At 62.9% G+C, this 22,177-nt stretch carries 20 protein-coding genes and 1 tRNA gene; 12 read left to right on the plus strand and 9 right to left on the minus strand.

Annotated features, from left to right (window positions below; translation table 11 throughout):
• Positions 1-247: 247 nt before the first annotated feature.
• The 6 genes from secF to PSOLE_RS12790 all read right to left on the minus strand — a co-directional run bounded on the left by secF (position 248) and on the right by PSOLE_RS12790 (position 6,318).
• Complete coding sequence (gene secF, locus PSOLE_RS12765; protein ID WP_074859254.1) at positions 248-1,165, minus strand: protein translocase subunit SecF; 918 nt, start codon at positions 1,163-1,165, stop codon at positions 248-250.
• A 9-nt stretch (positions 1,166-1,174) separates the two neighbouring features.
• On the minus strand, positions 1,175-3,043 hold the full coding sequence (gene secD, locus PSOLE_RS12770; protein ID WP_003459675.1) for a protein translocase subunit SecD: 1,869 nt from the start codon (positions 3,041-3,043) through the stop codon (positions 1,175-1,177).
• A gap of 69 nt (positions 3,044-3,112) precedes the next feature.
• Positions 3,113-3,442, minus strand: a complete 330-nt coding sequence (gene yajC / locus PSOLE_RS12775) for a preprotein translocase subunit YajC (RefSeq protein WP_003459673.1) — start codon at positions 3,440-3,442, stop codon at positions 3,113-3,115.
• Between the two features lie 40 nt (positions 3,443-3,482).
• Entirely contained in the window at positions 3,483-4,598 is a 1,116-nt protein-coding gene (gene tgt / locus PSOLE_RS12780) for a tRNA guanosine(34) transglycosylase Tgt (RefSeq protein WP_088339319.1), read from the minus strand.
• Positions 4,599-4,618: 20 nt separating this feature from the next.
• Positions 4,619-5,662, minus strand: coding sequence for a tRNA preQ1(34) S-adenosylmethionine ribosyltransferase-isomerase QueA (queA, locus tag PSOLE_RS12785; protein WP_074859261.1), 1,044 nt, complete (start codon positions 5,660-5,662; stop codon positions 4,619-4,621).
• Between the two features lie 35 nt (positions 5,663-5,697).
• Positions 5,698-6,318 (minus strand): substrate-binding periplasmic protein, encoded by a 621-nt coding sequence (locus PSOLE_RS12790; RefSeq protein WP_074859264.1) that lies wholly within the window; start codon positions 6,316-6,318, stop codon positions 5,698-5,700.
• Positions 6,319-6,489: 171 nt separating this feature from the next.
• On the opposite strand from PSOLE_RS12790, the gene PSOLE_RS12795 reads away from it, so the two are divergent.
• From PSOLE_RS12795 to PSOLE_RS12805, 3 genes are all read left to right on the plus strand, one after another.
• Positions 6,490-6,574, plus strand: a tRNA-Leu gene (locus tag PSOLE_RS12795).
• 340 nt (positions 6,575-6,914) lie between these two features.
• Complete coding sequence (locus PSOLE_RS12800; protein ID WP_003459665.1) at positions 6,915-7,127, plus strand: cold-shock protein; 213 nt, start codon at positions 6,915-6,917, stop codon at positions 7,125-7,127.
• Positions 7,128-7,284: 157 nt separating this feature from the next.
• Positions 7,285-7,782 (plus strand): RDD family protein, encoded by a 498-nt coding sequence (locus tag PSOLE_RS12805; protein ID WP_003459663.1) that lies wholly within the window; start codon positions 7,285-7,287, stop codon positions 7,780-7,782.
• A 60-nt stretch (positions 7,783-7,842) separates the two neighbouring features.
• Here the strand turns inward: PSOLE_RS12805 and lptG are convergent, their stop codons facing one another.
• Positions 7,843-8,907: an LPS export ABC transporter permease LptG gene (lptG, locus tag PSOLE_RS12810; RefSeq protein WP_074859267.1), complete on the minus strand. Its 1,065-nt coding sequence runs from the start codon at positions 8,905-8,907 to the stop codon at positions 7,843-7,845.
• Positions 8,900-10,024: an LPS export ABC transporter permease LptF gene (lptF, locus tag PSOLE_RS12815; RefSeq protein ID WP_074859270.1), complete on the minus strand. Its 1,125-nt coding sequence runs from the start codon at positions 10,022-10,024 to the stop codon at positions 8,900-8,902. Before lptF ends, lptG begins: the two co-directional genes overlap by 8 nt.
• A 143-nt stretch (positions 10,025-10,167) precedes the next feature.
• Between lptF and PSOLE_RS12820 the strand changes: the two genes are divergently transcribed.
• The 9 genes from PSOLE_RS12820 to PSOLE_RS12860 all read left to right on the plus strand — a co-directional run bounded on the left by PSOLE_RS12820 (position 10,168) and on the right by PSOLE_RS12860 (position 21,527).
• Positions 10,168-11,655 carry a leucyl aminopeptidase gene (locus tag PSOLE_RS12820; protein ID WP_074859273.1) on the plus strand — a complete coding sequence of 496 codons (1,488 nt, stop codon included), beginning with the start codon at positions 10,168-10,170 and terminating at the stop codon, positions 11,653-11,655.
• Positions 11,656-11,792: 137 nt separating this feature from the next.
• The gene (locus PSOLE_RS12825; protein ID WP_074859276.1) at positions 11,793-12,212 is read left to right on the plus strand and encodes a DNA polymerase III subunit chi; all 420 of its coding nucleotides are present in this window, start codon (positions 11,793-11,795) and stop codon (positions 12,210-12,212) included.
• Positions 12,213-12,272: 60 nt separating this feature from the next.
• Positions 12,273-12,695, plus strand: coding sequence for a DNA polymerase III subunit chi (locus PSOLE_RS12830; RefSeq protein ID WP_074859279.1), 423 nt, complete (start codon positions 12,273-12,275; stop codon positions 12,693-12,695).
• Positions 12,696-12,874: 179 nt separating this feature from the next.
• A complete protein-coding gene (locus PSOLE_RS12835) occupies positions 12,875-15,706 on the plus strand; it encodes a valine--tRNA ligase (protein WP_074859282.1) in 2,832 nt (943 codons plus the stop codon).
• A gap of 229 nt (positions 15,707-15,935) precedes the next feature.
• Positions 15,936-17,366: a Na+/H+ antiporter NhaC gene (gene nhaC / locus PSOLE_RS12840; RefSeq protein WP_074859284.1), complete on the plus strand. Its 1,431-nt coding sequence runs from the start codon at positions 15,936-15,938 to the stop codon at positions 17,364-17,366.
• Between the two features lie 146 nt (positions 17,367-17,512).
• On the plus strand, positions 17,513-17,809 hold the full coding sequence (locus PSOLE_RS12845; protein WP_074859287.1) for a winged helix-turn-helix domain-containing protein: 297 nt from the start codon (positions 17,513-17,515) through the stop codon (positions 17,807-17,809).
• 32 nt (positions 17,810-17,841) lie between these two features.
• Positions 17,842-19,671, plus strand: a complete 1,830-nt coding sequence (locus PSOLE_RS12850) for an SLC13 family permease (protein WP_074859290.1) — start codon at positions 17,842-17,844, stop codon at positions 19,669-19,671.
• Between the two features lie 220 nt (positions 19,672-19,891).
• The gene (rlmF, locus tag PSOLE_RS12855; protein ID WP_074859292.1) at positions 19,892-20,893 is read left to right on the plus strand and encodes a 23S rRNA (adenine(1618)-N(6))-methyltransferase RlmF; all 1,002 of its coding nucleotides are present in this window, start codon (positions 19,892-19,894) and stop codon (positions 20,891-20,893) included.
• Positions 20,894-20,957: 64 nt separating this feature from the next.
• Positions 20,958-21,527 carry an ABC transporter substrate-binding protein gene (locus tag PSOLE_RS12860; RefSeq protein ID WP_174575449.1) on the plus strand — a complete coding sequence of 190 codons (570 nt, stop codon included), beginning with the start codon at positions 20,958-20,960 and terminating at the stop codon, positions 21,525-21,527.
• A 105-nt stretch (positions 21,528-21,632) separates the two neighbouring features.
• Here the strand turns inward: PSOLE_RS12860 and PSOLE_RS12865 are convergent, their stop codons facing one another.
• Entirely contained in the window at positions 21,633-22,175 is a 543-nt protein-coding gene (locus PSOLE_RS12865; RefSeq protein WP_074859295.1) for a hydrolase, read from the minus strand.
• Positions 22,176-22,177: the final 2 nt, after the last annotated feature.

A 22,177-nucleotide genomic window follows, 5' to 3' on the forward strand; every position in this document is an offset into this window, starting at 1 on the left:
GAGCCGAGCCCGAACGATAATTTCAGGATGGAGCCTGACTGATCCGACGCGTCGTTCAGTCGACGCGTATCCGGACTTTCAGTCCGTAAGTCACTAACCCACCGACTTCAGTCGGTGGTTGTTGAGTCATTTTTGTGTCTCCTAGGCTCGGCGACTCGCGCCCTTCTCTATGCCTGGGACAGCAAAAAACCGCGACAAGTTCGACTTGCCGCGGCTTTCGCTGACTTTCATGATGCGAGTCACAACATCATGGACGACCGTCGTCTGCCTCGGCCTCGACCACTGGCGGAATCAGATCCTCCACGCTGAGCTTCAGCCATACCAGCACCGTGGCGCCGATGTAGACCGACGAGTAGGTCCCCACCACCACACCGACCAACAGGGTCAGGGCGAAGGCCGCCAGTACGTCACCACCGAAGAACAGCAGTGCCAACAAGGCCAGCGCAGTGGACAGCGAGGTGGCGATGGTACGCAGAAGGGTCTGAGTGATCGAAACGTCGATGTTCTCGATCAGCGAGGTCTTGCGCATTACACGGAAGTTCTCACGAATCCGGTCGTAGATGATGATGGTGTCGTTGAGCGAATAACCGATCATCGCCAGCACCGCCGCCAGCACCGTCAGGTCGAATGGAATCTGGAAGAACGCCAGCACACCCAAGGTGATGATCACGTCGTGCACCAAGGATGCGATGGCACCGACACCAAACTTCCACTGAAAGCGAAACGCCAGGTAGAGCATGATCCCGCCTAACGCCAGGAGCATGGCGATACCGCCCTGGTCACGCAGCTCTTCACCCACCTGCGGGCCGACGAACTCGACGCGCTTGACCTCGAAGCGCGCTGCCTCGTCGACCTTGCGCAGCGCAGCCGCGACCTCATTCCCCAGATCAGGGGAATCGCCAGCCAGACGCACCAGTACATCCGTGCTGGCGCCAAAGCTTTGCACCACGGCGTCGGTATAACCGGCCTGGCTCAACTCGGCCTTGATCAGCTCTAGGTTGGCCGGCTGCTCGTACTGCAACTCGATCAGGGTGCCACCGGTGAAATCCAGGCCGAAATTAAGCCCCTTGGTAAACAGCGCGCCGAGACCAATCAGCGTCAGCACGACCGTAATGGAGAAGGCGATATTGCGGACCGCCATGAAACGAATGGTTGACTTGATCATGGCTGCACCTCAGATCCACAGCTTCTTGAAGTTACGGCCACCGAAGATCAGGTTGACCAGACCACGGGTGAACATGATGGCGGTGAACATCGACGTAATGATGCCCAGCGACAGCGTTACCGCGAAGCCCTTCACCGGACCGGTCCCCATGGCGAATAGGATGCCGCCCACCAACAAGGTGGTCAGGTTACTGTCCAGAATCGCCGAATAGGCACGATCGAAGCCCTCGTGCAGGGCACGCTGCACCGGCAGTCCATTGGCCAGCTCCTCGCGTATCCGCGAGAAAATCAGTACGTTGGCGTCTACCGCCATACCCAGGGTCAGCACGATACCGGCGATACCCGGCAGGGTCAGGGTCGCGCCAATGGCAGACATCAGACCGACCAGCAGCACCAGGTTGAACGCCAGGGCAACGGTCGCCAGCACACCGAAGAAGCGATAGATGGCGATGATGAACAGGGACACGAAGATCATCGCCCACTCGGTGGAGGCGATACCTTTGGCAATGTTCTCGGCCCCCAGGCTCGGACCGATGGTGCGTTCTTCAGCGAAGTACATCGGTGCCGCCAGACCACCGGCACGCAGCAGCAGCGCCAGCTCTGACGACTCGCCCTGGCCGTTCAGGCCGGTGATGCGGAACTGGCTGCCCAGTGGTGACTGGATGGTCGCCAGGCTGATGATCTTCTTCTCTTCCACGAAGGAAGAAATGGCAACTTCCTGCTCGACGCCGTCGATAGTCTGACGCACGTAGCGGGTGACCGGCTTCTGCTCGATGAAGATCACCGCCATGCTGCGGCCAACGTTGTTGCGGGTGGCGCGGTTCATCAGCTCGCCGCCGTGACCGTCGAGGCGAATGTTCACCTGCGGGCGACCATTCTCGTCAAAACTGGCCTGGGCGTCGGTCACATGATCGCCAGTGATGATCAGCTCACGCTCCAGCTGTACCGGCGGACGACCTTCCTCACGGAAGCTGAAGGTCTCGGTGGCGCCACGCGGCGCATTGGGGTCGGCCTGCAGACGGAACTCCAGGCTGGCGGTCTTGCCGAGAATACGCTTGGCCTCGGCAGTGTCCTGCACACCCGGCAGCTCCACCACGATACGGTTGGCACCCTGGCGCTGCACCAGCGGCTCGGCCACGCCCAGTTCATTAACGCGATTGCGTACAGTGGTGAGGTTCTGGCGAATGGAGTACTCACGAATCTCGGCGATCTTCGCCTGAGTCAGACCCAGCTGCAGAATATGCTGGCCGCCACGCTCGACAGTGGTCAGTTCGAAATCGCTGTAATCCTTGCGAATCAGGCGCTGCGCCTTGTCCAGCGTGTCGCTGTCGGCAAAGCCGAGCTGAATCCGGCCATTGCTTTCCGGCATGCTGCGGTAGCGAATACGCTCCTTGCGCAGCAGGCTCTTGATCTCACCTTCATAAACCTTGCGGCGCACATCCAGCGCCTTGTCCATGTCGACTTCCAGCAGGAAGTGCACACCACCAGACAGATCCAGGCCGAGCTTCATCGGGCTCGCACCCAGGCTACGCAGCCAGTCGGGGGTGGTTTGCGCCAGGTTCAGCGCCACGACGTAATCATCGCCCAGCGCACGGCGGACGATGTCCTTGGCCGGCAACTGGTCATCCTGCTTGGTCAGACGAATCAGGCCAGCGCGGCCACGCTCGTCGATGCTGGCAGCCTTGACGGCAATACCGGCGTCCTGCAGCGCTTTGCTGGCACGGTCGACATCCGCCTGCTCGATGCTCAGCGCCGAGCTGGCGCCGCTGATCTGTATGGCAGGATCGTCTGGATAAAGGTTGGGAATGGAGTACACCAGGCCGATTGCCAGAACGGACAAAATCAGCAGGTACTTCCACAGAGGGTATTTATTGAGCATGAACGAGCCGCCCGCTTATGACGCGGGGCGCTAAAAGCGCCCCGTGGAATGGAAAAACCGAGAACCGAATCAGATGGCTTTCAGCGTGCCCTTGGGCAGAGTGGCGGCGATGGCCTGCTTCTGGAATTTCAGTTCGACGCTGTCGGACACTTCGATCACCACGAAATCGTCGGCAACCTTGGACACCTTGCCAGCGATACCGCCGCTGGTGACCACTTCGTCGCCCTTCTGCAGGCTGGCGAGCAGGTTCTTGTGTTCCTTGGCGCGTTTGGCCTGCGGACGCCAGATCATCAGATAGAAGATGACCAGAAAGCCGATCAGGAAAACCCACTCGAAACCGCTGCCGGCAGGGCCAGCAGCCGCGGTGTCAGCGTAAGCGGCGGGGATGAAAAAGCTCATGTATCACTCCTAATGGAAAAGATCTTGAATCGTTCGGGAATCAGTCAAGCGGCGGCACAGGCAGGCCGCGCTTGGCATAGAAGGTTTCGACGAAGGCGGCCAATGTACCCTGTCCGATAGCCTCGCGCAAACCAGCCATAACCCGCTGATAATGCCGCAAGTTATGGATGGTATTGAGCATGCTACCGAGCATTTCGCCGCACTTGTCCAGATGATGCAGATAAGCGCGCGAGAAATGTTTACAGGTGTAACAGTCGCAGGTCGGGTCCAGCGGCGAGTCGTCGTGTTTGTGCACGGCGTTGCGAATCTTCACCACGCCGGTATCGACGAACAGGTGGCCGTTGCGCGCATTGCGCGTCGGCATCACGCAGTCGAACATGTCCACGCCACGGCGCACACCCTCGACCAGGTCTTCCGGCTTGCCTACGCCCATCAGGTAGCGCGGCTTGTCGGCCGGCATGTGCGGCGGCAGAAAATCTAGCACACGGATCATCTCTTCCTTCGGCTCGCCGACCGACAGCCCGCCAATGGCCAGGCCGTCGAAGCCGATTTCGCAAAGCCCTTCGAGCGAGCGCATGCGCAGCTCTTCATGCATGCCACCCTGGACGATACCGAACAGCGCTGCGCTGCTCTCACCGTGTGCGGTCTTCGAGCGCTTGGCCCAACGCAGCGACAGCTCCATGGAACGCTTGGCTACATCGAATTCGGCCGGGTACGGCGTGCATTCATCGAAGATCATCACGATGTCCGAGCCCAGATCACGCTGTACCTGCATCGACTCTTCCGGCCCCATGAACACCTTGGTGCCATCGACCGGCGAGGCGAAGTACACGCCCTCCTCCTTGATCTTGCGCATGGCACCGAGGCTGAACACCTGAAAGCCGCCAGAGTCGGTGAGGATCGGCCCCTGCCACTGCATGAAATCGTGCAGGTCGCCGTGTTTCTTGATCACCTCCATGCCCGGACGCAGCCACAGGTGGAAGGTGTTGCCGAGGATGATCTGCGCGCCAATGGCCTCGATATCACGCGGCAACATGCCCTTGACCGTGCCATAGGTACCCACCGGCATGAACGCCGGGGTTTCCACCACGCCACGCGGAAAGGTCAGGCGACCGCGTCGGGCCTTGCCGTCGGTGGCCAGCAACTCGAAGGACATGCGACAGGTGCGCGACATACTCAAACCTCGGGCCCGCGCGCGGCGGGATTGCGGGTGATGAACATGGCATCACCGTAACTGAAGAAGCGATAGCCCTGCGCCACGGCCTCGCGGTAGGCGGCCATGGTTTCGGCATAACCGGCAAAGGCCGACACCAGCATCAGCAGGGTCGACTCGGGCAGGTGGAAGTTGGTCACCAGGGCATCGACCACATGGAAGGGGCGTCCTGGATAAATGAAGATATCGGTATCACCGCTGAAGGGTTTCAACTCGCCATCGCGAGCGGCCGTCTCCAGCGAACGCACGCTGGTGGTACCCACGGCAACCACGCGCCCGCCACGCGCACGACAGGCGGCGACAGCATCGACCACATCCTGGCCGACCTCCAGCCACTCGCTGTGCATGTGGTGATCTTCGATACGCTCGACCCGCACCGGCTGGAAGGTGCCCGCACCGACGTGCAAGGTCACGAATGCGGTTTCCACACCCTTGGCACGGATCGCCGCCAACAGCTCGTCATCGAAGTGCAGACCGGCAGTCGGCGCAGCGACGGCCCCCGCCTTCTGCGCATAGACGGTCTGATAACGCTCACGATCCGCTTCGTCGTCCGGTCTGTCTATATAAGGAGGCAGCGGCATATGGCCGACACGCTCCAGCAGCGGCAGCACCGGCTCGGCAAAACGCAGCTCGAACAGCGCATCGTGGCGCGCGACCATCTCGGCCTCTGCGCCACCGTCGATAAGAATCTGCGACCCCGGCTTGGGCGACTTGCTCGAACGCACATGCGCCAGCACCCGATACTGATCGAGCACACGCTCGACCAACACCTCCAGCTTGCCGCCCGAGGCCTTCTGGCCGAACAGACGCGCCGGGATCACCCGCGTGTCGTTGAACACCATCAGATCACCGGGGCGCAGTTGCTCCAGCACATCGGTGAACTGGCCATGGCGCAGCGCACCCGTTGGCCCGTCGAGCTGCAACAGGCGACTGGCACGACGCTCAGCCAACGGATGACGGGCAATCAGCGATTCGGGAAGGTCGAAGTGAAAATCGGCAACACGCATGATTCGGAGGGGGCATTTTTGCAGGGTCGCAGAGCTTACCGGATTTCCACTGGCCCGGCCACGTGAGCCTGCGGGGCATAGCGGGCAACGATACGCGCCAGGGTGCCATCGGCCTGCAGAGAACGGATCGCAGCATTAAAGGCCGCCAACCTGTTCGCCTGCTGCTGATGCAGGCGCAGACGCAACTGAGAGCGATTGATCGTCGGCCCCTCCTCTACCTGCCAACGAGCCCCCTGCAACATCGCATGCTCATGCTGCAGGTAGCGCCATTCCAGACGATCCAGAATGCCGACCTCGCTACGCCCCTGCGCGACCAGGTGAATCAGCGCCTGCACATCGGCACCATCGTGACGCTGGAAATACTCACTGCCGACGTAGCCATAACCACGCACGGTCGCGATCGAACGCCCACGCAAATTCTGCAGCCGTTGATAGGCAAAACGCCTGCCTGGCGCGAAAACCAGCATCTCCTCGGCCTCGAGCACCGGCACCGTCCACAACGACACCTCACCCTGCCCGGCATCACGGCGCCAGTGCTTGCTCACGCAACACTCAATCTGCAGCGCCCCCTCGCGAAACAGCTTCTGCGTGCGCAGCGGCGGCAAGGGACGACTGGCTTGCAACTGTTCTGGCAAGCGCTCATCCAGTGCGAGCATGAATTACAGGCCATAGCCATCACGCTCGCCGCCAAGGGCCGGCAAACCGTAACAACACCGCCGCGCCCGATGACAACGGCTTGCACGCAGACGGACTCAGCATTGACCAGAGAACAACAGCAACGCCGATTGACCGGCGCCAGACGCATCCCTATACTTCGCCGCCATCGTGCCCCGGTGGCGGAATCGGTAGACGCGGCGGATTCAAAATCCGTTTTCGAAAGGAGTGGGAGTTCGAGTCTCCCCCGGGGCACCACGATACAAGAAGCCCGTAAGACATTGGTCTTACGGGCTTTTTCGTTTGCGTCCGAGCAACCCGGACGCCACTCACGGGCAGCTTACTGCTACACCGGTATTGCGCCCGGACAGCCCCCGCAAAACCTGGCCGGCGACCTTGCCGGCAGGGGTTGGCATTTGCGCAAAACTTAGCGTAGAGTGAACCCACTGTTTGCATGGGTCGCTGTGAATCGTGACTCTGGTGCAGCAGATCATCAAGATCCGCTACATCCCGCTCGACTTCTATTACTCCTTGCAACCAGTCTCAGCCCTCTATCTATGTGGAGGCTGTCATCAACTCTAGTTTCAAGGAAAAAGACATGTCGAATCGTCAGAACGGTACCGTCAAGTGGTTTAACGACGAGAAAGGTTTTGGTTTTATCACTCCCGAAAGCGGTCCGGATCTGTTCGTGCACTTCCGCGCGATCGAAGGTAATGGCTTCAAGAGCCTGAAAGAAGGCCAGAAAGTCAGCTTCGTAGCTGTGCAAGGTCAAAAAGGTATGCAGGCTGACCAGGTTCAAGTCCTGGGCTAATCGCCGCCGCCTTGAAAAACCCCTGATAACTGTCAGGGGTTTTTTTTGCCTGTCTTTCCCGCAGCAGCGCCAGGTTACAGATAGCCTGCGCACATCTTTATGCCGACAGAGAAGTCGCGGTTAGAATGGCGCGCACTTTCGTCTCAGCGAGCCCATCATGCCGAAACACCCGTTACGCCCGCAGGGTGACTTCCCCACTGCAGGGCCGATTCGTCGCCTGGCGGCCCTCTTCTACGATTCTCTGCTCTGTGTGGCATTGATCATGGTGGTCACCCTGATCTATCAGCAGGGCATTTTGCGCCTGATCCACGGCGGCGATAGGCTGATGGCCATGTCCGAAGCCGGCGCACTGGATAATGACCCGCTGCTTGCCAGCCTGGTGCTGCTGTCACTGTTCGCCTTCTTCGCCAAGTTCTGGACGCACAATGGCCAGACGCTGGGCATGCAGGCCTGGGGATTGCGCATTCAGAACGCCGACGGCAGCGCCATCGACCTGTGGCAGGCTCTGCTGCGCTTCGTGGTCGCCATTGGCTCCTGGCTGTTTGCCGGCCTGGGCTTTCTCTGGCTGCTGTGGGACAAGCAGGGCCGCACCTGGCACGACATCTACTCCGACAGCCGCGTGGTGCAACTGCCGAAGAACATTCACAAGAAGTAGTGGCGCAGATGCAAAAAAGCCGGTTCATCGAACCGGCTTTTCATGCCCACGACAATCTGCTCAACCGGCACGCCGCAGCAACCACACCCCGGCCAGCGCACAGATACCGGCCGGCACCAGCACCGCCAGCAGCGGCGAGAAACCGAACACCAGGCTCGATGGGCCGAGCAGGTCCTGGGCAATACGGAAGATGAAACCCACCAGCACCCCCGTGAACACACGCTGCCCCAGGGTCACCGAGCGCAGCGGGCCGAAGATGAAGGAAATCGCCATCAATACCAGCGCGCCGGTTACCAGTGGCTGCAGCACCTTGGTCCAAAATGCCAGCCAGTAGCGCGCGTTATTCAACCCCTGCTCGCCCAGATAATGGATGTACTGCCACAGCCCGGTGACCGACAGCGCCTCGGGCTCCATCACGACAGTGCCGAGCAGTTCCGGATTGAGCTCGATATCCCAGCGCTCTTCAGGCTGGTTGATCACCTCGGAGCGATCCTCATGCAGCACGGTGGTCTGCACATTGCGCAGCATCCAGTGGCTGTCCCGGTACTCGGCACGACGGGCAAAGCTGGCCGAGAGCAGGCGACGCTCGTCATCGAAGCGATAACGCGTCACCCCCAACAGGATGCCATTGGGCTGCACGGCGTTGATATGCACGTACTCCTGGCCCTGGCGATGCCACATGCCACGCTTGGAGCTTTGCGCCGCGCCACCGCCCTGGGCCAATGCGCGATCCGCCTGGGCCTGATTCTCGGTCAGAGGTGCGACGTATTCGCCGATCAGAATACCGGCCAGCATCAGCACCAGCATGGGTTTCATCACCGCCCAGACGATACGCCCGATGGAGACACCGGCGGCGCGCATGATGGTCAGCTCACTGTTGCTGGCCAGCGTACCGAGGCCGATCAGGCAACCGATCAGCGCCGCCATCGGCAGCATTTCATAGGCGCGGCGCGGCGCCGTCAGCAGCACATACCAGAGCACCTGACCCAGGCCATAGTCGCCCTTGTTGAGGTCGCTGAGCTCGTCGATGAAGGCGAACAGCAATGCCAGCCCGAGAATGATCCCCAGTACTGCCAGAATGGCGAAGAACACCTGTGTGCCGATGTAGCGATCCAACTTAGCCATGAGCCACCTCCGCCACCGACGCACGACGAGTGGCCCACCACAGACTCAGACGCTCCCAGTACAACAACAGCATGCCGACGGCGAAGAAGATGCCATGCACCCACCACAAGCCCAGGGCCGGCGGCAGCCTGCCCTTGTCCAGCGCACCACGGGCGGCGATCAGCAGGCCGAGGTAGGCCATGTAGAGGAAAATTGCCGGCAGCAGCTTGAGAAAGCGCCCCTGACGCGGATTGACTTTCGACAGCGGCACCGCCAGCAAGGTGACGATGAAGACCAGCAGCGGCAGCGACAGGCGCCATTGCAGTTCAGCCTGCAGGCGTGGATCGTCGCTACCGAACAACTCGCGAGTCGGTGTGGCCTCGCGCTCACTGGCTTCGACGGCGACTTCAGGCTTGGGCAGCAACACGCCATAGGTGTCGTACTGGATGGCACGGTAATCCGCCTCGCCCGGCTCACCATCATAGCGATAGCCGTTTTCCAGAATCAGATAACGACTGCCATCCGCCTGAATTTCCTGACGACCACTTTCGGCGACCAGCACGGTGATACCGCGCTCGGTACGACCATCGGCGGCGAAGCGCTTCTCCGACATGAACACGCCGCGCAGCTCGCTACGATCCGCTGACAGCTCCTGCGAATAGGTCACCCGCGAGCCATCCTTGAGCGACTGAAAGCGCCCCGGCACCAGGGTATCGAGTTCGGTCAGGGCATCCTGCTCATTGAGGATGCGCGCCACGCTGGCCACGCCTTGCGGCGCCAGGCCCATGCTCAGCCAGGCGACCAACAGGGCGACGACCAGCGCCGGTGCCATGCTGTAAACAGTAAGGCGCTGCTGGCTGACACCGGTGGCCGACAGCACGGTCATCTCGCTGTCCAGGTAGAGGCGCCCGTAGGCCAGCAGAAAACCGAGGAACAGGCCGAGCGGCAGAATCAGCTGCAGGAAGCCGGGAATCCGGTAACCCATGATCAGAAACAGTACGCCCGGGTCGAGTACGCCCTGCGCGGCCTGGGCCAGATACTTGATGAAACGACCGCTCATGATGATCACCAGCAGCACGGCACTCACCGCACTGAGGGTCACCAGCACTTCGCGGGACAGATAACGGAAGACGATCAAACCGGACGCTCCAGGGTTGTCAGGCTCAGGCGCGAGCGCTCACACTAGCCGCACCTACTTGCCGGCCCACCGCAGGGTGGACCCTCGAAAAATGGCGGCTATTATCCGTCAAACCCGACTCTTTGTCTTGGGGACAGCTCACTATGGAATTCCTCGTCAAAAGCACCCGCCCGGAAACCCTGAAAACCGCGACCCTGGTCGTCGCCATCGGCGAAGGCCGCAAGCTCGGCATTGCGGCCAAGGCCGTCGACCTGGCCAGCAACGGTGCGCTGAGCGCCATGCTCAAGCGTGGCGACATCGCCGGCAAGCCGGGCCAGACCCTGCTGCTGCACAGCCTACCGGGACTCAAGGCCGAGCGTGTATTGCTGGTGGGCTGCGGCAAGGGTGATCTATCCGACCGTCAACTACGCAAGTTGGTTGCAAGCGTGCATGGCGTACTCAAGGGCCTGGGCGGCAGCGATGCCCTGCTCGCCCTCGACGAGCTCAAGGTCAAGGGCCGCGATACCTACGGCAAGACTCGTCTGATCATCGAAACCCTGGCCGACGGCAGCTACCTGTTCGAGCAGTTCAAGAGCCAGAAGACCGACCCACGTGCCCTGAAGAAGATCACCCTGGTCGTCGACAAGGCCGAGCTGGCCGATGCCGAACGCGGCCTGCAGCATGCCCGCGCCATCGCCGCGGGTGTCGCCTTCACCAAGAACCTGGGCAACCTGCCGCCCAACCTCTGCCACCCCAGCTACCTGGCCGAAGAAGCCAAGACCCTGGGCAAGGCCTACAAGAACCTCAAGGTGGAAATCCTCGACGAGAAGAAACTCAAGGAACTCGGCGCCGGCGCCTTCCTCGCCGTCGCTCAGGGCAGCGAGCAGCCGCCACGGATGATCGTCATGCACTACCAGGGCGGTAAGAAGGACGACAAACCCTTCGCCCTGGTCGGCAAGGGCATCACCTTCGACACCGGCGGTATCAGCATCAAACCGGCCGCCGGCATGGACGAGATGAAGTACGACATGTGCGGCGCCGCCAGCGTGTTCGGCACCCTGAAAGCCGTGCTCGAGCTACAACTGCCGATCAACCTGGTGTGCCTGCTGGCCTGCGCCGAGAACATGCCCAGCGGCCGCGCCACCCGCCCTGGCGACATCGTCACCACCATGAGCGGGCAGACCGTGGAGATCCTCAACACCGACGCCGAAGGCCGTCTGGTGCTGTGCGATACCCTGACCTACGCAGAGCGCTTCAAGCCGCAGGCGGTGATCGACATCGCCACGCTGACCGGTGCGTGCATCGTCGCCCTGGGCAGCAACGTCTCCGGCCTGATGGGCAACAACGACGCGCTGGTCAAGCAGATACTCAAGGCTGGCGAAAGCGCCGACGACCGCGCCTGGCAACTGCCGCTGTACGACGAGTATCAGGAGCAGCTGGACAGCCCCTTCGCCGACATCGCCAACATCGGCGGGCCGAAGGCCGGCACCATCACCGCTGGCTGCTTCCTGTCGCGCTTTGCCAAGAACTTCCATTGGGCGCACCTGGATATCGCCGGCACCGCCTGGATCAGCGGCGGCAAGGACAAAGGCGGCACTGGCCGCCCGGTGCCGATGCTGACCCAGTACCTGCTGGATCGCGCCAAGGTCTGATGCGCCTGTAGCCCGGACATAGTCCGGGCTACGATGGATATCGTAGGAGCGAGCTCTGCTCGCGAAGCTTTTGTATTGCCAAGATTCGCGAGCAGAGCTCGCTCCTACAGCCGCCCTTCAATATCGAAAATCTTCAGATGCCCAGAATCGAGTTCTACGTTCTCTCCTCCAACGACGCCACGGGCCGCCTGCGCGCCGCCTGCCAACTGGCGCTCAAGGCCTGGAGTGCCGGCCTGCCGGTGTTCGTTCGCGGCAGCGACGAGGCGCAGTGTGGTGAACTCGACGAACTGCTGTGGACATTCAAAGCCGAACGCTTTGTACCCCATGACCTGCACCATGAAGCGCCACTGTCACCCGTGGTATTGGGCATCGACGAAGTGCCGAGTAGCGAGCAGGGCGTGCTGATCAACCTCGGCAGCAGCCTGTCGCCGCATGTCGAGCGCTTTTCCCGCATTATCGAGATCGTCAATCAGCAGCCTGAACTGCTCAACGCCTGTCGCGAGAATTTCCGTACCTATCGCCAGCGCGGGTATGATCCGCAACGCGTCGAACTTTAGTGTCCGTGCACGCTCACAACACAAGCCATTCCAGCCCCTTTTCTCGCTGCGCCGATAACCATGGACACCCCCAAGCCTCCGCAAAAACCTGCTCAGTTGCTGCACGACCTGGAGTCGATACGCGAGCTGCTGGGTGATGACAGCACTGAGCCGCCACTGCTGATCGACTCGCTGGACCCGGACAGCATCCCCGTGCTGTCCGATATCGTCAGCGCGCCGCCCGGCCCGCCGCCGCCCTTTCATGCCACGCCGACGCCCAAACCAACGCCAGCCCCGCAGCCAGCGCCAAGCACGCTGCGCGAGCGCATCGAACCGCACCTGCCTGACAGCGCCCGCGATCTGCAGCATGTGCATGGCGAGTTGCGCGCCGCTGCCCAGTTGATCCTGCAGGACGTGATCGACGATTTCGTGCCGCAGATCGAGGCTGAACTCAAGCGCCGCCTCGAAGCCCGCCTGCCGCGTCTGCTGCCGCCACGCAAGTAAGCCCTGCCCTGTAGGAGCCCCGCCCCGGGGCGAATGCCAGACAGCAAAGAGCAAAAGCTTCGCCCCGAGGCGGGGCTCCTACAAAAGGTCTGCTCTGCCGCGCGGGGCTTATGGCTTGGCGCTCAGAAGCGGTATACTTGTCGGCTTTTCCGATCAGCCGTCAAAGGGTCCCGCCGCGCATGGACAAGACCTACCAGCCGCACGCCATTGAAACCGCCCTGTACCAGAACTGGGAAGCCAAGGGCTATTTCGCCCCGCAAGGCTCGGGCGAGCCCTACACCATCATGATCCCGCCGCCGAACGTCACCGGCAGCCTGCACATGGGCCACGGCTTCAACAACTCGATCATGGACTGCCTGATCCGCTTCCGCCGCATGCAGGGCCGCAATACCCTGTGGCAGCCAGGCACCGACCACGCGGGTATCGCCACGCAGATGGTGGTCGAGCGCCAGTTGGCCGCCGATGGCATCGGTCGCCACGACCTGGGCCGCGAGAAATTCCTCGAGAAAGTCTGGGAGTGGAAGGAACAGTCCGGCGGCACCATCACCCGCCAGATCCGTCGCCTGGGCAGCTCGGTGGACTGGTCGCGCGAGCGCTTCACCATGGACGAAGGTCTGTCCGAAGCCGTGAAAGAAGCCTTCGTCCGCCTGCACGAGGACGGCCTGATCTATCGTGGCAAGCGCCTGGTCAACTGGGACACCAAGTTCCACACCGCGATTTCCGACCTCGAAGTGGAAAACCACGACGAGAAAGGCCACCTGTGGAACCTGCGCTACCCGCTGGCCGATGGCAAGAAAACCGCTGAAGGCAAGGACTACCTGATCGTCGCCACCACCCGTCCGGAAACCATGCTCGGCGACTCCGCCGTGGCCGTGCACCCGGAAGACGAGCGCTACAAGGCGCTGATCGGCAGCTACATCGAACTGCCGCTGGTGGGCCGGCGCATCCCGATCATCGCCGATGACTACTGCGACCCCGAGTTCGGCACCGGCTGCGTGAAGATCACCCCGGCGCACGACTTCAACGACTACGAAGTGGGCAAGCGCCACAACCTGCCGCTGATCAACATCTTCGACAAGAACGCTGCCGTGCTGGCCACCGCCCAGGTGTTCAACCTCGATGGCAGCGTCAACGAGCAGATCGAAGCGAACATTCCAGCGCAGTTCGCCGGTCTGGATCGCTTCGAGGCGCGCAAGCAGATCGTCGCCGCCTTCGAGGCTGCCGGCCTGCTGGAGAAGATCGAAGACCACGCCCTGAAAGTGCCGAAAGGCGACCGCTCCGGCACCGTTATCGAGCCGTGGCTGACCGACCAGTGGTACGTCTCCACCAAGCCGCTGGCCGAGAAAGCCATCGCCGTGGTCGAGAGCGGTGAAATCCAGTTCGTGCCCAAGCAGTACGAGAACATGTACTTCAGCTGGATGCGTGACATCCAGGACTGGTGCATCAGCCGTCAGCTGTGGTGGGGCCACCGCATTCCGGCCTGGTACGACGATGCCGGCAACGTCTACGTCGGCCGTGACGAAGCGGAAGTGCGCGCCAAGCACAACCTCGGTGACATCGCCCTGCGCCAGGACGAAGACGTGCTGGACACCTGGTTCAGCTCCGGCCTGTGGACCTTCTCCACCCTCGGCTGGCCGCAGCAGACCGATTTTCTCAAGACCTTCCACCCAACGGATGTCTTGGTGACGGGCTTCGATATCATCTTCTTCTGGGTCGCCCGGATGATCATGCTGTCGACCCACCTGACCGGGCAGATCCCGTTCAAGACCGTCTACGTGCACGGTCTGGTGCGCGACGGACAGGGCCAGAAGATGTCCAAGTCCAAGGGCAACGTGCTCGACCCGCTGGACATCGTCGACGGCATCGACCTCGAAGCCCTGGTGGCCAAGCGCACCAGCGGCATGATGCAGCCCAAGCTGGCCGAGAAGATCGCCAAGCAGACCCGCGCCGAATTCCCCGAAGGCATCGCCGCCTACGGCACCGACGCCCTGCGCTTCACCAACCTGGCGCTGGCCTCCACCGGCCGCGACATCAAGTTCGACATGGGCCGCGTCGAGGGCTACCGCAACTTCTGCAACAAGCTGTGGAACGCCGCCAACTTCGTTATCGAGAACACCGATAACCAGGACACCGGCATCAATGGCGAAACCGTAGACCTGTCGCCGGTAGACCGCTGGATCATCTCCGCCCTGCAGCGCTGCGAGCAGGACGTGACCCGCCACCTCGATGCCTTCCGCTTCGACCTGGCCGCCCAGGCCTTGTACGAGTTCATCTGGGACGAGTACTGCGCCTGGTACCTGGAACTGGTGAAGCCCGTTCTGTGGGACGAAAACGCGCCGATCGAGCGCCAGCGCGGCACCCGCCGCACCCTGGTGCGCGTGCTGGAAGTGATCCTGCGCCTGGCCCACCCGTTCATGCCCTTTATCACCGAAGAAATCTGGCAGCGCATCAAGGCCCAGGCTGGCGTCAGCGGCGAGACCATCATGCTGCAGGCCTGGCCGGTGGCCAACGAAAGCCGCATCGACACCGCTGCCGAAGGTGACATCGAGTGGGTCAAGCAACTGATGCTCGGCGTACGGCAGATTCGTGGCGAGATGAAAATCTCCATGGCCAAGCGCATCGACATCATCGTCGCCAACGCCAGTGCCGAAGACCTACGCCGCCTGGCCGACTTCGAGCCGCTGCTGAGCAAGCTGGCCAAGCTGGAGTCGGTGCGCGTACTGGCTGCCGGTGAAGAAGCGCCGATGTCCGCCACCACCCTGGTCGGCGAGATGGAAGTGCTGGTGCCGATGGCCGGGCTGATCGACAAGGACGCCGAACTGGCGCGCCTGGACAAGGAAGTTGCCCGCCTCGAAGGCGAGGTCAAGCGCGTCGGTGGCAAGCTGGCCAACGAAGGCTTCGTCGCCAAAGCCCCGGCCGAAGTGCTGGAGAAGGAGCGCGCCAAGCTGGCCGAGGCCGAGCAGGCCCTGGCCAAGATGGTCGAGCAGCGCAGCAAGATCGCCGCACTCTAAGCACCGCGCGACACCCACAGGCCCGCGCCCTAACCGGCGCGGGCTTGCTTTTTTGTGGGGCCCCGCCCGTAGGGTGGGCTTCAGCTCGTAGGGTGGGCTTCAGCCCACAATCGATACTGCGCCTCAATTGAGCCGCCCTCGCAAAGCCCGTCCAACAATAGACTTGGCCTTTTCATAAGAGCGCCGCCACGGCCTCTACCCCTTGTTTGATCGATCCCCCGGAACACCCATGACCGCCCGTGCCCCTTCCCTGTCCGACGCCTTGCTACCCATTGGCGTGCTCGTCGTACTGCTCAGCCTCTCCGTTTACCTGTTCGGTGACGCCTCCTCCAGCGGCCCGAACCAGATCGCCCTGATGAGCGCCGCCTTCATCGCCGGCCTGGTCGGCCTGAAGAATGGCCTGCGCTGGACCGAGATCGAGGAAGGCATCCTCGCCGGCATCCATATGGCGATGAAGGCCAACCTGATCCTGCTGGCGGTCGGTGCGCTGATCGGCACCTGGATTCTCGCCGGCACGGTGCCGACCATGATCTGGCTGGGCCTGAAGCTGATCAGCGCCGAGTACTTCTACCTCACCAGTTGCCTGATCTGCGCGCTCACCGCACTGTCCATCGGCAGCTCGTGGACGGTGGCCGGCACCCTCGGCATCGGCCTGATGGGCGTGGCGGCCGGGTTGGGCCTGGACCCGGCGATCACCGCCGGCGCGATCATTTCCGGCGCCTACTTCGGCGACAAGCTGTCACCGCTGTCGGACACCACCAACCTGGCCCCGGCCGCAGCCGGCGCCGAGCTGTTCGCGCATATCCGCAACATGTTGCGTACCACTGTGCCGGCGCTGCTGATCGCCCTGGTGATCTTCTTCGCCCTCGGCCAGCAGGCCAGCGCCGAACATGACACCGGGCGCATCATCGAAGTGCTGGGCGCGCTGGAGGGGCAGTTCAACCTGGGCTGGCACCTGCTGCTGCCGGTGGCCTTCCTGCTGCTGCTCGCGGTGCGCCAGTGGGCCGCCTTCCCGGCGGTGTTTCTCGCCGCCCTGCTCGGCGCCGTATTCGCCATAGTGTTCCAGCCAGAAGTGATGGCGCGCCTGGCTGACCCACAAGCCGGCGTCCTGGCGCCACTGAAAACGGTATGGACTGCGCTTTTCGCCGGCTACGCGTCGGCCAGCGGCAACGCCGAACTCGATGGCCTGCTGTCCAAGGGCGGCATGGCCAGCATGCTCACCACCGTCTGGCTGATCATCTGCGCCATGTGCTTCGGTGGCGTACTGGAGCGCCTCGACCTGCTGCAACGCCTGCTGCAAAGCGCACTGCGTTTGGTACGCAGCAACAGCGGCCTGGTCGCCAGCACCATCACCACCACTATCGGCACCAACATCATTACCGCCGACCAGTACATCGCCCTGGTGCTGCCGGGGCGCATGTACCGTGCCGAATACGAGAAACGCGGCCTGGCGCCGACCAGCCTGTCACGCGCGCTGGAAGACGGCGGCACCCTGACCTCGGTGCTGGTGCCGTGGAACACTTGCGGCGCCTACATGGCCGCCACACTGGGCGTGGCAACGCTAAGCTACCTGCCGTACTGCTTCTTCAACCTGATCATGCCGGTGCTGGCCATCGCCCTCGCCTATCTGCTGCCACCCAGGGTGCAAACGGCCGTTTGAGTCATACGCACTGACGCCGCCGAACGCCCGGCACCTCTGCATTGGCTGACGGCCTGGCATGCGGGGCTACCTCAACGGTGCCAGCGGCTATATGCTCAGGCCATTCGCCGGCTTCGGTGGCGAGGATCAACGCATAAGGACTTCTCATGCAGACGAGCAAGACCCGCACCAGCTTCTACCGTCGCCTCTACGTGGCCTGGCTGATCGACAGCGGCCAGGCCGTCAGTGTGCCGGCACTGATGGACGTTACCGGCATGCCCAGGCGCACCGCGCAGGACACCCTGGCCGCCCTTTCCGAGCTGGATATCGACTGCCAATTCGAGCAGAGCGAGGGCGAACGCAACAACGCCGGTCACTACCAGATTCGCGACTGGGGGCCGATCGACAAACGCTGGATTGCCGCCAACCTGCAGCAGATCAAAACCACGCTCGGTTATCCCTGAGATAATTCTTCCCATACCTCCTGGGAATTACGATGAATCCGGATCTGTTCTGGGTGCTCGGCCTGCTGGCCGGCGCCGTCACTCTCTTCATCATCGGCAAACCGCGCATGGACGTGGTCGCCCTGCTGGTGCTGGTCGCCCTGCCGCTGACCGGCGTACTCGACTTGCAGCAGGCTCTGGCCGGTTTCAGCGACGCCAACGTCATCCTGATTGCCGCATTGTTCGTCATCGGCGACGGCCTGGTGCGCACCGGCATCGCCTATCGCCTGGGTGACTGGCTGGTGGCCAAGGCCGGCAGCAGCGAGACGCGCCTGCTGATTCTGCTGATGTTGGCCGTGGCCGGGCTCGGCTCGGTGATGAGTTCCACCGGCGTGGTGGCGATCTTCATCCCGGTGGTACTTGGCGTCGCCGCCCGCCTGCGCATTGCTCCGGCACGCCTGATGATGCCGCTGGCCTTCGCCGGGCTGATCAGCGGCATGCTGACCCTGGTGGCCACCCCGCCCAACCTGGTGGTGCATGCCGAACTGCGCCGTGCCGGGCTGGAGGGTTTCGACTTTTTCGCCTTTACCCCCATCGGCCTCACCGTGCTGCTGCTCGGTATCGGCTACATGCTGCTGGCGCGCCGCTGGCTGGTGCGCAGCGAAGCAGGAGGCAACGACGAACCGCCACACCTGACTCTGGCCGATCTGGCCGAGCGCTATCGCCTGGGTGAGCGCGAGCGACGCCTGCAGGTGCGCGCCAACTCGCCCCTGGCCAATCAGGTGCTCAACGAACTGCAACTGCGCCGCGAACATGGCATCAACGTCATCGCCGTCGAACGTCGCCAGCGCCTGCGCACCCTGCTGCTGATGGCCAGCGGCAATACCCTGCTGGAGCCGGGCGACGTACTGCTGGTGGATATCGCCAGCCCCACCATCGGCCTGCTCGGCAGCTACCAGGCGCTGGGCCTGGAGCCCATGCCGCTGCCGCATTCGTATTTCAGCCTGCACGCCCATGAACTGGGCCTGGCCGAAGTGGCGCTGCCGCCGGAGTCGCAGCTACCCGGCAAAACGATTCAGGAACTGGGTTTTCGCTCGCGGCACAAGCTCAACGTGGTCGGTCTGCGCCGTCAGGGCCAGGCGCTGGAAGGCGTGCTGGTGGACGAGAAACTCAAGGCCTCCGACACCCTGCTGGTGGCCGGCGCCTGGCGCGACATCCACCGCCTGCAGGGGCTGAGCCGCGACTTTCTGGTGCTCAGCCTACCAGCGGAAGTGGCCGAGGTGGCACCTGCCGCGCGCAAGGCACCCTATGCGCTGCTGAGCCTGGTAGTGATGGTGGGTTTGATGGTCAGCGGGCTGGTGCCCAATGTGCAGGCCGCACTGATCGCCTGCCTGCTGATGGGGGCATTCCGCTGCATCGATCTGGACAGCGCCTACCGCGCCATTCACTGGCCGACGCTGATTCTCATCGTCGGCATGCTGCCCTTCGCCCAGGCGCTGCAGCAGACCGGCGGCGTCGAGCTGGCCGTGCAGGGCCTGGTCGGCGGCCTGGGCGATGCCGGGCCGCATCTAATCCTGGCCAGCCTGTTCGCCCTCACCGCGGTGATTGGCCTGTTCATTTCCAACACCGCCACGGCGGTACTGATGGCCCCGGTGGCCATCGCCACGGCGCAGGCGCTGGATGTGTCGCCCCTGCCCTTCGCCATGACCGTGGCCCTGGCTGCCTCGGCCGCCTTCATGACGCCGATCTCCTCGCCGGTGAATACCCTGGTGCTCGGTCCCGGCCAGTACCGTTTCGGCGACTTCGTGCGCATCGGCGTGCCCTTCACCCTGCTGGTGATGATGGTCAGCGTGCTGCTGGTGCCGCTGATCTTTCCGCTGTAGGAGCTGACTTGCCAGCGATCATCCGCTACCGCTGATCGCCCGCAAGCGGGCTCCTACAAGAGCAGAGACCTAGGGTCTGTTGCCGTTTCGCGCACGGCCGCGACGAAACGGCAACAGACCCTAGGGTGCGCCGCGCTCACCGGCTTCCCTTGTCCCGAATGCAGTGCGTGCTCGGCCCGACTGTGGGAAAATCCGCGCCCCAATCGCTAGATGCCCGTTCATGCCCCAGCCGCCGAAACGCCCGCGCAAGCCCACCCCCGCCGCCGTAAAAACCGCGCCGAGCAAGGGCGAGCTGCACCCTCGCAACCGTCACCAGGGGCGCTACGATTTTCCCGCGCTGATCAAGGCAAGTCCCGAGCTGGGTGACTTCGTCATCAGCAATCCCTATGGCAAGCCGAGCATCGACTTCGCCAACCCGGCAGCGGTCAAGGTGTTCAACCGCGCGCTGCTGGCGCAGTACTACGGCATCCGCCACTGGGATATTCCCGACGGCTACCTGTGCCCACCGATCCCCGGTCGCGCCGATTACCTGCACAACCTTGCCGACCTGCTGGCGAGCGACAACGACGGGCAGATTCCCCACGGAGAGAAGGTGCGAGCCCTGGATATTGGCGTCGGCGCCAACTGCATCTATCCACTGATTGGTCGCTGCGAATATGGCTGGCAGTTCATGGGGACCGACATTGCCAGCGAAGCACTGGCATCGGCGCGTGCCATCGTCGCTGCCAACCCGCAACTGGCCGACGGCGTCGAGCTGCGCCAACAGGCCAATGCCGAGCACATCTTCCTCGGCCTGCTGCAGGCGCAGGAGTATGTCGATCTGACCCTGTGCAACCCGCCCTTCCACGCCAGCGCCGACGAAGCCAGCAGCGGCAGCATGCGCAAATGGCGCAACCTCGGCAAGCTCGACCCCAAACGCCAGTTACCGGTACTCAACTTCGGCGGGCAGGCGGCCGAGCTGTGGTGCCCCGGTGGCGAGGCCGCCTTTCTCAAGCGCATGGCCAGCGAAAGCGCGCAGGTCGCCGAGCAGGTGCTGTGGTTCAGCAGCCTGGTATCGAAAGGCGGTAACGTTGAACTGCTGCAAGGCTGGCTGGCCAGGGCCGGTGCGGTCGAGGTACGCATCCTCGGCATGTCTCAGGGTCAGAAGCAGAGCCGCCTGGTGGCCTGGACGTTCAAGGACGGACAAGCCCGCTGCGCCTGGCGCGACAGCCGCTGGCGCTGAGACCTACTGGTGCGCACGGCGCACCCTACCCGGAGGCGACGTTGATACCGGGTTGGGCCGCAGGATGTGCCGTGCGCACTGCTCGCCCTACCAGGGCAACCAGCCGCCCAGCGCCAGCCAAAGCCCGGCCACGGCCATGCTCAGCGACGCCCTGCTCGATGAACAGTTCGTGTTCTTTCACTTGAAAACGCAGCCCTTCGACTGGCTGCACTTCGATGACCTCAGCGGCATGACCCTCGGCGGCGGCCTGAAATACAGCTATGGGCCGGCGTTCGATGCCTTTCTCGCCGAAGGCAAGGTACGCCTCGAACGGGTCTCCAGCGACCGACAGAACTTCGAAAAGCTGCTCAAGGAGCGCGTGGTGCTCTACCCGCAGGAGATCAATGTCGGTTACGCCGCGCTGCGCAACACGTTCACCAGTGCGGAGGCCGAGCGCATCACCCATCACCCCAAGCCGCTGCTGGTCAATCGCAGTTACCTGATGCTGCCCAGGCAACTGGCGCAAAGCGACGTGCTACGCGAACGCTTCAACGCCCGCCTGCAGCAGTTTCGCGACGACGGCCGTTACCAGCAGTATTTCGACGCTCTGCAGACTGGCCACTACCAACCCGTGCCGGAAGATGCCGCGCCATAACTGAAAAAACGTGGTGCCTGGATTCCCGCCTGCGCGGAAATGACGAGGACTCCAGACAGTCGTCATCCCCGCGAAGGCGGGGACCCAAAAATAAGCAGTCAATGATCAGCGAATAAAGCCCTTGCTGACCTCGCGAAACAGCTCGGTGCCAGCCTGTTCCAGCCACTCGAAGGCGACCATCTCACGCGACACGATCACCGCCCCGGCACGCTCCATGCGCCCCAGGCCCAGTGCCTTGTCGCGCGGGCGGCGCGAGCCAACGGCTTCATCCACCACGAATACTTCACGCCCGGCCGCCAGCAGGCCCATTACCGTCTGCAGCACGCAGACATGGGTTTCCGTACCGCAGACCACGAACTGCTGGCGCTCGCCACCGGGCAAATCAAACACCCCGGCCCCGGCCGTGGCGGAAAAATGAATCTTCTCGCGCAGGCCATCGCCCGGCAGCAGTTCATGCAGGGCCGGCTCGGTGTAGCCCAGCCCCTTGGGATATTGCTCGGTGGCGATCACCGGCACCTGCAGGCGCTGCGCCACGCGTACCAGCCAAGTGGCATGCTCGACCACCGCCGCGCCGCCATCGATGGCGGGCAACAGGCGTTCCTGCAGGTCGATCACCAGCAGGGTGGAATCCTTCGCTCGCATCAACATCG

Origin of the sequence: Pseudomonas oleovorans subsp. oleovorans (assembly GCF_002197815.1) — a bacterium.
GTDB lineage: Bacteria > Pseudomonadota > Gammaproteobacteria > Pseudomonadales > Pseudomonadaceae > Aquipseudomonas > Aquipseudomonas oleovorans.

Bases quoted from the DNA above. Each gene is read 5' to 3' on its own strand.
- PSOLE_RS12820 (WP_074859273.1), top strand. From the start codon at position 10,168: ATGGAATTCCTCGTCAAAAGCACCCGCCCGGAAACCCTGAAAACCGCG.
- tgt (WP_088339319.1), bottom strand. From the start codon at position 4,598: ATGTCCTTCGAGTTGCTGGCCACCGACGGCAAGGCCCGACGCGGTCGC.
- rlmF (WP_074859292.1), top strand. From the start codon at position 19,892: ATGCCCCAGCCGCCGAAACGCCCGCGCAAGCCCACCCCCGCCGCCGTA.
- queA (WP_074859261.1), bottom strand. From the start codon at position 5,662: ATGCGTGTTGCCGATTTTCACTTCGACCTTCCCGAATCGCTGATTGCC.
- secD (WP_003459675.1), bottom strand. From the start codon at position 3,043: ATGCTCAATAAATACCCTCTGTGGAAGTACCTGCTGATTTTGTCCGTT.
- PSOLE_RS12825 (WP_074859276.1), top strand. From the start codon at position 11,793: ATGCCCAGAATCGAGTTCTACGTTCTCTCCTCCAACGACGCCACGGGC.
- PSOLE_RS12790 (WP_074859264.1), bottom strand. From the start codon at position 6,318: ATGCTCGCACTGGATGAGCGCTTGCCAGAACAGTTGCAAGCCAGTCGT.
- PSOLE_RS12830 (WP_074859279.1), top strand. From the start codon at position 12,273: ATGGACACCCCCAAGCCTCCGCAAAAACCTGCTCAGTTGCTGCACGAC.
- secF (WP_074859254.1), bottom strand. From the start codon at position 1,165: ATGATCAAGTCAACCATTCGTTTCATGGCGGTCCGCAATATCGCCTTC.
- yajC (WP_003459673.1), bottom strand. From the start codon at position 3,442: ATGAGCTTTTTCATCCCCGCCGCTTACGCTGACACCGCGGCTGCTGGC.
- PSOLE_RS12845 (WP_074859287.1), top strand. From the start codon at position 17,513: ATGCAGACGAGCAAGACCCGCACCAGCTTCTACCGTCGCCTCTACGTG.
- PSOLE_RS12850 (WP_074859290.1), top strand. From the start codon at position 17,842: ATGAATCCGGATCTGTTCTGGGTGCTCGGCCTGCTGGCCGGCGCCGTC.
- lptG (WP_074859267.1), bottom strand. From the start codon at position 8,907: ATGGCTAAGTTGGATCGCTACATCGGCACACAGGTGTTCTTCGCCATT.
- nhaC (WP_074859284.1), top strand. From the start codon at position 15,936: ATGACCGCCCGTGCCCCTTCCCTGTCCGACGCCTTGCTACCCATTGGC.
- PSOLE_RS12800 (WP_003459665.1), top strand. From the start codon at position 6,915: ATGTCGAATCGTCAGAACGGTACCGTCAAGTGGTTTAACGACGAGAAA.
- PSOLE_RS12865 (WP_074859295.1), bottom strand. From the start codon at position 22,175: ATGTTGATGCGAGCGAAGGATTCCACCCTGCTGGTGATCGACCTGCAG.
- PSOLE_RS12835 (WP_074859282.1), top strand. From the start codon at position 12,875: ATGGACAAGACCTACCAGCCGCACGCCATTGAAACCGCCCTGTACCAG.
- PSOLE_RS12860 (WP_174575449.1), top strand. From the start codon at position 20,958: ATGTGCCGTGCGCACTGCTCGCCCTACCAGGGCAACCAGCCGCCCAGC.
- PSOLE_RS12805 (WP_003459663.1), top strand. From the start codon at position 7,285: ATGCCGAAACACCCGTTACGCCCGCAGGGTGACTTCCCCACTGCAGGG.